9 protein-coding genes and 2 pseudogenes are annotated in these 7798 nt (G+C 73.0%); 2 read left to right on the top strand and 9 right to left on the bottom strand.

Features of this window, described 5'->3' with window-relative positions; genetic code table 11:
• Positions 1 to 15: 15 nt before the first annotated feature.
• The 6 genes and pseudogenes from E1294_RS55830 to E1294_RS16725 form a co-directional block, all read right to left on the bottom strand.
• Positions 16 to 354, bottom strand: coding sequence for a cytochrome P450 (locus E1294_RS55830; RefSeq protein ID WP_281284442.1), 339 nt, complete (start codon positions 352 to 354; stop codon positions 16 to 18).
• Positions 288 to 629, bottom strand: coding sequence for a hypothetical protein (locus E1294_RS55825; RefSeq protein WP_246083061.1), 342 nt, complete (start codon positions 627 to 629; stop codon positions 288 to 290). Before E1294_RS55825 ends, E1294_RS55830 begins: the two co-directional genes overlap by 67 nt.
• A 79-nt stretch (positions 630 to 708) precedes the next feature.
• A pseudogene (locus E1294_RS57750) lies at positions 709 to 936 on the bottom strand (FAD-dependent oxidoreductase); the annotation flags it as partial.
• A 20-nt stretch (positions 937 to 956) separates the two neighbouring features.
• On the bottom strand, positions 957 to 1151 hold the full coding sequence (locus E1294_RS16735) for a ferredoxin (protein WP_132509444.1): 195 nt from the start codon (positions 1149 to 1151) through the stop codon (positions 957 to 959).
• 43 nt (positions 1152 to 1194) lie between these two features.
• The gene (locus E1294_RS16730) at positions 1195 to 1845 is read right to left on the bottom strand and encodes a TetR/AcrR family transcriptional regulator (protein ID WP_425465208.1); all 651 of its coding nucleotides are present in this window, start codon (positions 1843 to 1845) and stop codon (positions 1195 to 1197) included.
• A gap of 2 nt (positions 1846 to 1847) precedes the next feature.
• Positions 1848 to 3068, bottom strand: a complete 1221-nt coding sequence (locus E1294_RS16725) for a cytochrome P450 (protein WP_132509442.1) — start codon at positions 3066 to 3068, stop codon at positions 1848 to 1850.
• A gap of 206 nt (positions 3069 to 3274) precedes the next feature.
• On the opposite strand from E1294_RS16725, the gene E1294_RS16720 reads away from it, so the two are divergent.
• The gene (locus E1294_RS16720; protein WP_181958507.1) at positions 3275 to 3892 is read left to right on the top strand and encodes an MFS transporter; all 618 of its coding nucleotides are present in this window, start codon (positions 3275 to 3277) and stop codon (positions 3890 to 3892) included.
• A 197-nt stretch (positions 3893 to 4089) separates the two neighbouring features.
• Positions 4090 to 4839 (top strand): cytochrome P450, encoded by a 750-nt coding sequence (locus E1294_RS16710; protein WP_342775056.1) that lies wholly within the window; start codon positions 4090 to 4092, stop codon positions 4837 to 4839.
• A gap of 234 nt (positions 4840 to 5073) precedes the next feature.
• Here the strand turns inward: E1294_RS16710 and E1294_RS16705 are convergent, their stop codons facing one another.
• The 3 genes and pseudogenes from E1294_RS16705 to E1294_RS16695 all read right to left on the bottom strand — a co-directional run bounded on the left by E1294_RS16705 (position 5074) and on the right by E1294_RS16695 (position 7797).
• Positions 5074 to 5976, bottom strand: coding sequence for a sensor histidine kinase (locus E1294_RS16705; protein ID WP_132509439.1), 903 nt, complete (start codon positions 5974 to 5976; stop codon positions 5074 to 5076).
• A 34-nt stretch (positions 5977 to 6010) separates the two neighbouring features.
• Positions 6011 to 6451: pseudogene (locus tag E1294_RS16700) on the bottom strand (response regulator transcription factor); the annotation flags it as partial.
• Between the two features lie 164 nt (positions 6452 to 6615).
• Complete coding sequence (locus E1294_RS16695) at positions 6616 to 7797, bottom strand: phospholipase D-like domain-containing protein (RefSeq protein ID WP_220447781.1); 1182 nt, start codon at positions 7795 to 7797, stop codon at positions 6616 to 6618.
• Between the last annotated feature and the right edge of the window lies 1 nt (position 7798).

Genomic DNA, 7798 nt, shown 5'->3' with positions numbered 1-7798 from the left:
GGGCTCGTGTGGGGTTCACCAGGTCACGGGAAGTTCGTGGACCCCGTAGACGGACCCGTCGTGCTTGAACGGGATCCGCTCCAGGTCCGTCACCAGCCGCAGGGCCGGGATGCGCCGGTAGAGGGTGCCGTAGACGACCTGCAGCTCCATCCGGGCCAGCGACTGGCCCAGGCACTGGTGCACGCCGAAGCCGAAGGCCACGTGGTGGCGGGCCTCGCGGCGCAGGTCGAGCCGGTCGGGGTCGGTGAAGGCGGCCGGGTCGCGGTTGCCGATGTCGTTGGCCAGGATCAGGCCCTCGCCGGCGCGGATGACCTGGCCGGCGATCTCGATGTCCTCCAGCGCGACCCGGCGCAGGCGGACCCCGTGTTCGCTGTGCAGGCCGGCGAGCAGCTCCGCGGCGGCCGGGCCGAGCTGACCGTCCAGTGGCGCAGGCTGCGGCCCGACCAGCGTGACCTCCGCCCCCAGCCCTCGTGCGGTGCGGCGATCTCGGCGCCCAGCACCCCGTCCCCGGCCACCACGAGCCGGACGGAGGGACGCAGCTCCGCCCGCAGCGCCAGCGCGTCGTCGAGGGTGCGCACCACGTGGACCCCCGCCAGCTCGTCCTGCCCCGGGAACGTGCGGGGCCGCAGCCCCGTGGCGATGACGACGGCGCCCGCCCGCAGGACCCGCCCGGAGGCGGTGCGGACCGCGCGCGGCGACGTCCAGGCCGGTGGCCGGGTCGCCGAGGACGAACTCCGCCTCCAGCGCCGCCAGCGCGGCCTCCGTCCGCAGCCGGGCGCGCCCGGGCTCCCAGACGCCGGACAGGACCTGCTTCGACAGCGGCGGCCGGTCGTAGGGCAGGTGCGGCTCGGCTTCGAGCACGGTCAGCTTGCCCCGGTAGCCCCTGCGCCGCAGCGCCTCCACGGTGGCGAGCCCGGCGGCGGAGGCCCCGACCACCAGGACACCGGAGGGTACGCTCACTCGCTCAGCTCGATCGCCGCCGCCGGGCAGACGTCGGCCGCCTCGCGCACGGTGGCGTGCAGCCGCTCGGGCGGTGCCGCGTCGAGCAGGAGCACGATCCCGTCGTCCCCCCGCTGGTCGAACACCTCCGGCGCGAGCAGCACGCACTGGCCGGCTCCGCAGCACTTGTCCTCGTCGACGGTGATTCTCATGATGATTCCCCCTTCGTTCGTGCATCGGTCGGGACAGGGCAGGTCAGGGAGCGCGCGTGACGGGCGCCTGCCACAACCCGACGATCGCGTCGATCAGCCCGGTCGCGGTGTCGTGCCAGCTGGCCCGGGGCGTCGGGACGCCTTCGGCCAGCGCACGCTCGCGCTCGGCGCACATGTGCACCATCAGCTGGCGGGCCATGTCGTTGCGCTCGGCGCGCACTTCCGCGGGCAGCGCGGGCAGGCACCGGTCGAGCCCGTCGATGATCTGCTGCAGCGAGGGAGAGGTGAGCGACTCCTCGACCATGATCGCGCGGAGCGTGGGATCGGTCATCACCTGTGCGCCGAACCGGGCGAACCAGGTCGGGCTGCCCAGGGAGGCCAGATGCTCGGCGGTCGGGCGTACGAGGCAGGCCACCCAGTCGCGCACCTCGGCGGAGTCGCCGACCTCGGCCACCATCCGCTCGCGGATGCGCTCGGTGTGCTCGGCGTGCTTGCGGGCGATCGCCCGCACCAGGTCCGCCTTCGTGCCGAAGTGGTAGCCGACGGCGGCGTTGTTGCCCTGGCCGGCGGCCTCGCTGACCTGGCGGTTGGACACGGCGAACACCCCGTGCTCGGCGAACAGCCGCTCCGCCGCCACCAGGATCTGCTCCCGGGTCGCGCTGGCCCGTCCGGCCCTCGGGGTTCTGGCCGCCACGGTCACCACCGCACCGGGACCTCGCGCAGCCCGCCGACGGCCAGCCCCTCGACGTGGTGCAGGTCTTCCGCAGGGACGGCGAGCTCCAGTGAGGGCAGCCTGCGCAGCAGCACCTCGAGCACGGTCTGCAACTCGGTGCGGGCCAGCGACTGCCCGAGACACGAGTGCGCGCCGGAGCCGAACGCCAGATGCGGGTTGGGGACGCGGTCCAGCGTCATCTCCCCGGCGCGCTCGAAGGCGTTCTCGTCGCGGTTGGCGGCGGCCATGCTGCACACCACGGTCGTGCCCCGGGGGATGACGGCGCCGGCGATCTCGACCTCCTCGCCGATGTAGCGCGGCATGCCGAAGCCCGGGTTGGCGTCGAACCGCAGCGACTCCTCCACCGCGGAGCGCGCCAGCGAAGGATCGTCGAGGAGCCGCTCCCAGCGCCGCCGGTCGGCCAGCAGCATGGCCACCATCTTGCCGATCATGTTGGCCGTCGTCTCGTGCCCGGCGACCAGCAGCCCCATGCCGGTGGCGACCAGCGCTCCGTCGGGCATCTTCTCGCCGCCGGCGTCGGTGCCCTTGATGAGCTCGCTGAGCAGGTCGTCGCCCGGCCGGGCGCGCCTGGCGGCGACGTGCTCGCCCATGTACGCCACGAACTCGGCCTGCGCCGCGTCGATCTCCGCCTGCGTGTAGCGGGTCAGGTTGAGCAGCGTGTCGGACCAGTACGCGAACGTGTCGCGGTCGGAGTCGGGGACCCCGAGCAGGTCGCAGATCACCCACACCGGCAACGGGAAGCCCAGGCTCGCCTTGAGGTCGGCCGGCTGGCCGCGCTCCACCATGTCGTCGATGAGCCGGTCGGCCATCGCCTCGATGCCGGGCTTCAGCGCGGCCATGCGCTTGGCCGTGAACCACCTGCCGACCATGCGCCGCCACCGCTGGTGCCCGTCTCCGCCCTGCGGGATGGTCGTCGCCAGTGAGCTGTTGAACACGCCGCCCGACTCGTTGGCCGCGATGCGGGCCGCGTCGTCGGCGCTCAGCTGCCGGGTGAAGCGCGGGTCCGACAGCACCTGCTTGACGTCGTCGTACCTGGTCAGCAGGGATGCCTGGTCGCCGCTGGGGAGTGTCACCCGCGCGACGGGGCACTGCCCGCGCAGCCGCGCCCACTCGGCCGGTGGCTCGAGTGCGGCTTCGCTGGGAATGGGGTAGTTCAGCGTCTGTTCCACATCGTCGTGGCCCATCACGACCTCCTCTGGACTGACCGCGGATTTCGCCGCCAGTTAACCGGGCAGGTTAGCTTAAGTCAAGCGACTGCTTTAAAAGGGCGCCTCGTCCGTTCGCCACCCACGGAGGCGCCACGTGCCCCATATCCCTGCCGAGCCCGCCGCACCGCCACGCCGGCCCACCGTCGTCGTGGCGGTGCTGGCCTTCGCCGGGATCGTGGTTCATGCAGACGTTGATCATCCCGCTGGTCCCCCAGCTGCCCGCGCTCCTGGGCACCACCGCGTCCGACGCCACCTGGGCGATCACCGCGACCCTGCTCGCGGGCGCGGTCGCGACGCCGGTGGTGGGGCGGCTCGGAGACATGTACGGCAAACGCCGCATGCTCCTCGTCAGCCTCGCCCTGCTCGCCGCCGTGGTCGCCGCCGGCTACGGCCTGAGCGTCGTGCTGATGTCCGCCATCTGGCACCTCGTGCTCGTCTCCGCCGTGATCGGCGCGGGCATCGGCATCGCGTACGGCGCCATGCCCGCGCTCATCATGGCGGCCGTCCCCGTCTCGGAGACGGCGGCCGCCAACAGCCTCAACACGCTGATGCGCTCCATCGGCACGTCCGTCTCCAGCGCGGTGGCGGGCGTGGTGCTGGCTCAGCCGACCGTCACGTTCGGCGCGCTCACCGTGCCGTCCGAGAACGGCTTCCGCCTGGTCATGGCGATCGGCAGCGGCGCGGTCCTGGTCGCGCTCATGATCGCGGCGTTCCTCCCCGGCCACCGCCGCTCCGGCGCCTCCATGGCCACCTCCCGCATGCCCACGGGGGCGCCCGCGGAGGCGCCTGGCGGCGGTTGACACCGCGGGGGCCGCGCGCACGGCTTCCGCCGGGACCGGTGCGATCCGGACGCGGGGGCGGCCTTGGGACGGGGTCAGTCGCGAGCCGTGCGCGGGGGAAGTGTCCTCCCCAGGCGGGAGAGCGGGGAGAGGAGCATGACCAGCGGTGAGAGCGACAGGGCGGCGGCGCTCACCAGCAGGCCGGTGCGCAGCCCCCACTGACCGGCCAGCCATACGAGCAGTTCCGCGGCTGGACGGAGATGTTCCTGTCCACCTCCCAGGCGAGCGAGAAGGCCAGGGGAGAGGGCTTCGCCGCGTTCATGGCCTACGCGGGCGAGCTGATCGCGCAGCACCGCGACAGGCCCGGCGACGACCTCATCGACCTGCTCATCGAGGCGCGCGACGAGGGCGACCGGCTCAGCGAGGACGAGCTGACCCACCTGGTGTTCACGCTGATCATGGCCGGGCACGAGACCACCGCCTCGATGATCATCCGGGGCTCGTTCCGCCTGCTGTGCCACCCCGGCCAGTACGCCGAGCTGGTGGCGCGTCCCGAGCTGGTGGAACCGGCGGTGGAGGAGATCCTGCGCTGCGAGGGGCCGGGAGGGAACGGCCTGCTCCGCCTGGTCACCGAGGAGATCGAGCTGTCCGGAGGCACCATCCCGGCGGGCACCGTCGTGCTGCCCAACCCCGCGGGAGCCAACCACGATCCGTCGGCGTTCGACGATCCGCGGCGGTTCGACACCCGGAGGTTCGCCGTCCCCTCGCCCAACCCGCACCTGGCGTTCGGCCACGGCACCCACTACTGCCTCGGCGCCAACCTGGCCCGGATGGAGCTGCAGGAGGCCCTCCGCGCGCTGGTGACGCGGTTGCCAGGCCTGCGCGCGCAGGACGACCTGCCGACCGTGCGGTGGACCGGCGACGGCCTGATCCACCGGCCGGTCCGGCTCCTGGTCAAGAGCGGCTGAGGCGGAACGCCCCCGCGCCGCGGACGCCGCGCGTTGCTGCCCGGCCTCGATCGGCGACACGCTGGCCACCCCGCAGGCCCGTGAGGGCTTCCGCCACGGCTTCTGCCTGCGCGGCACGTCCGGCACGTTCACGATCGCGGGGCTGGAGGGCCGCCGCGGCTAAGAGCTGTTTCCCGGACGGGTTCGGAGCCAGATGGCCAGGGCGGCCAGGGTGACGGTGCCGAGGATGACGGTTCAGCTCTTGGGCGGTTGCCTGCCCGATCCCTCGTCAGGCGCGCCCGGAAAGCCGGCCCGCACCTCCAGGCCGCCGCCGGGAAGCGCGCGGGCGGTGAGCTCGGCGTGGTGGGCGGTGGCGACGGCGGTCACGATGGACAGCCCGAGTCCCAGGCCGTGCCCGTCCCCGGTCCGGTCGCCCGCGAGCCTTCTGAAGGGCTGGAACAGGGCGTCGACCTGGTCGGCGGGGATGACCGGCCCGCTGTTGCGCACGCGCAGCGTCGGCCGTCCGGCGTCGATGCCGGTCCAGACCTGTGCCCAGCCGCCGGCGACGTTGTGGCGCACGGCGTTGTGCACCAGGTTGGCCGCCAGCCGTTCGACGAGCCGCGGATCGCCCACGGTGCGGGCGACCGCCAGGGCCGCCTCGACCCGTATCCCGCGTGCGGCGGCTTCGGCATGGGCGGAGCCGAGCGTGGCTTCGGCCGCTTTCGCCAGGTCCAGATCCTGGTGCTGGTCCAGCCCGCGCTGGCTGCGGGAGAGGGTGAGCAGCGCCTCGATGAGCCGTTCCTGGCCCTGGTTGCTGGCCAGGACCCGTCCGCAGGCGGCCCGCAGGTCCTGCACGCCGGCGTCGGGATCGGCCAGCGCGATCTCCAGCAGACTCCGTTCGAAGGTCAGCGGGGTACGCAGCTCGTGAGAGGCGTTGGCGACGAACGCCCGCTGCGCCTCGAACGCCGCCTCCAGCCGCCCGAGCAGCCCGTCGAAGGTGTCCGCCAGGTCCTTGATCTCGTCATCGGGTCCTTGAGAGGCGAGCCGCTGATGCAGATCGCGTGCGGAGATCTCCCGCACGGTCGCCGTGATCGTCCGCAACGGGCGCAGGACGCGCCCCGCCACCATCCAGCCCAGCCCGACCGAGGCGAACGTCATCAGCACCAGGGCCAGTACCGACGGGCGAAGGGCCTCATGCGGACCACGGGAGCCGATACCCCGCCTGAGAGACCGTTTCGATCAGCGGCGGGTTGCCGAGCTTGCGACGCAGGCGGCTGACGGTCACCTTGACGGTGGCGGTGAAGGGGTCGGCGGCTTCGTCCCAGGCACGTTCCAGCAGCTCTTCGGCGGAGAGCACGCGGCCTTGGGCGGCCAGGAGGAGTTCCAGCACGGCGAACTCCTTGGGGCTCAGGTCGAGCCGGCGACCGGCCCGCGTGGCGACGCGGCGGCCGGGATCCACGCGGAGCTCACCGTGTGCCAGGATCGGCGGCACCGCGGGCTGCGCCCGCCGCGCCAGTGCCCGGACACGGGCCACGAGCTCGGCGAAGGCGAAGGGCTTGGGCAGGTAGTCGTCCGCCCCGACGCTCAACCCGTCCACCCGGTCGTCGATCGTGGCGGCTGCGGTGAGCATCAGTCACCGGCCGCGCGCTCTCCACGCTGGTCGACCACGCCCTCTGCGGCACCGGCTGACCGGCCGCGAGGCGTTCGCCCGCGGACGCACGGGGTGAAGACGACCTCGGGTTACCGGGTCAGGCAGGCGAGCGTGCGCGGCGCCGGGCAGTGCATGTCGTGACCCCGCTACGGCTGCGTCGCGGGCAACGCCACTTCGCGCATGCGCTCGAAGTTCGCCACGTACTGCTCGTACACGCGGCGGTTGCCGAGCCGCAGCAGCACCTCGTCGTTGCGGCGCAGCGAGGTCTCGTTGTAGTTGTGGCTGCCGGTGAACACCCAGCGGGCGTGGCGGTCGCCGTCGTACGAGCCCTCGACGAGCAGGTATTTCGAGTGGACGCGGCCGGGCAGCGCGCCCCCGTCGCCGAGGGTGCGCAGCTCGACGCGCGGCTCGGCCCGCAGGAGCTCCTCGACCTCGTCGGCCATGATCCCGTAGACGATCCGCACCGTGCAGCCCTGCGCCGCCAGGTCACGCAGGCGCTGCGGGATCGCGACGCGGTAGGTGTCCCACTCCGACATGCCGACCCTGATCGTCGTCCCGCCCCGGCAGGAGACCTTGCCGAGCTGATCGACGATGGGGTCGCCGCTCGCCTCGGGGAAGAAGTGGGCCCGCACGGAGCCGCCGGGACCGCCGGTCTGGACGATCCGGTAGTAGTCGAGGTTCTTGCGCTCGGCGGCCAGGTCGGCGAAGTAGCCGGCGTAGGCCGCGTAAAGTCGCCGGTTGCCGGGCACGACGACCGCGTTGTTCCAGTACGTCGTGGAGTTGAGGTCGGTCAGGTTGGCCGACGACTGCACCACGACCTCGGAGGCGTCGCCGGTGCGCGAGAACAGGTAGAACTTGTTGTGCTGGCCCTTGTTGCCGATGCAGGCGGCGGTGCCGCCGGAGGGCGGGCCGGTGCACACGTGCAGCCAGGAGCGCGCCGAGGTGTCCGTGCCCAGCGCCGCCGTCAGCTTCTCCGCGATGGCCGCGCCGCGCCTGTCGCCGTCCAGGACGACCTGGACGTCCACGTCGCGCTGGTGCGCCTTGATGAGCTCGTCGGCGAACTCCGTGCCCGCGGCGCCCGACATGACGAAGTGGGCGACCTGGATGCGGGCGCCCGAGGGGGTCTGCCGGACGAGGCCGCAGAGCTTCTGGGCGAGCGCCGCCCCGTCCCCGCTCACCGGGTCGTTGAAGACCGCCGCCGTCGTCACCGGCGTGGCGGGCGCGTCAGCGCAGGTGCCCGCGGAGGCGGCGGCCGGGCCTGGGCCCGCCAGCACGGCGGTGGCCATCAGGGCGCCCGTGGCGAGCGCGGGCAGGAACGTGCCTGGCATG

This window comes from Nonomuraea diastatica, from assembly GCF_004349015.1.
Taxonomy (GTDB): domain Bacteria; phylum Actinomycetota; class Actinomycetes; order Streptosporangiales; family Streptosporangiaceae; genus Nonomuraea; species Nonomuraea diastatica.
The sequence above is the reverse complement of the archived record's forward strand: the minus strand, read 5'-3'. Positions and strand labels throughout refer to the sequence as shown.

Bases quoted from the DNA above. Each gene is read 5' to 3' on its own strand.
- E1294_RS16735 (WP_132509444.1), bottom strand. From the start codon at position 1,151: ATGAGAATCACCGTCGACGAGGACAAGTGCTGCGGAGCCGGCCAGTGC.
- E1294_RS16725 (WP_132509442.1), bottom strand. From the start codon at position 3,068: ATGGGCCACGACGATGTGGAACAGACGCTGAACTACCCCATTCCCAGC.
- E1294_RS16720 (WP_181958507.1), top strand. From the start codon at position 3,275: ATGCAGACGTTGATCATCCCGCTGGTCCCCCAGCTGCCCGCGCTCCTG.
- E1294_RS16705 (WP_132509439.1), bottom strand. From the start codon at position 5,976: ATGACGTTCGCCTCGGTCGGGCTGGGCTGGATGGTGGCGGGGCGCGTC.
- E1294_RS16695 (WP_220447781.1), bottom strand. From the start codon at position 7,797: ATGCCAGGCACGTTCCTGCCCGCGCTCGCCACGGGCGCCCTGATGGCC.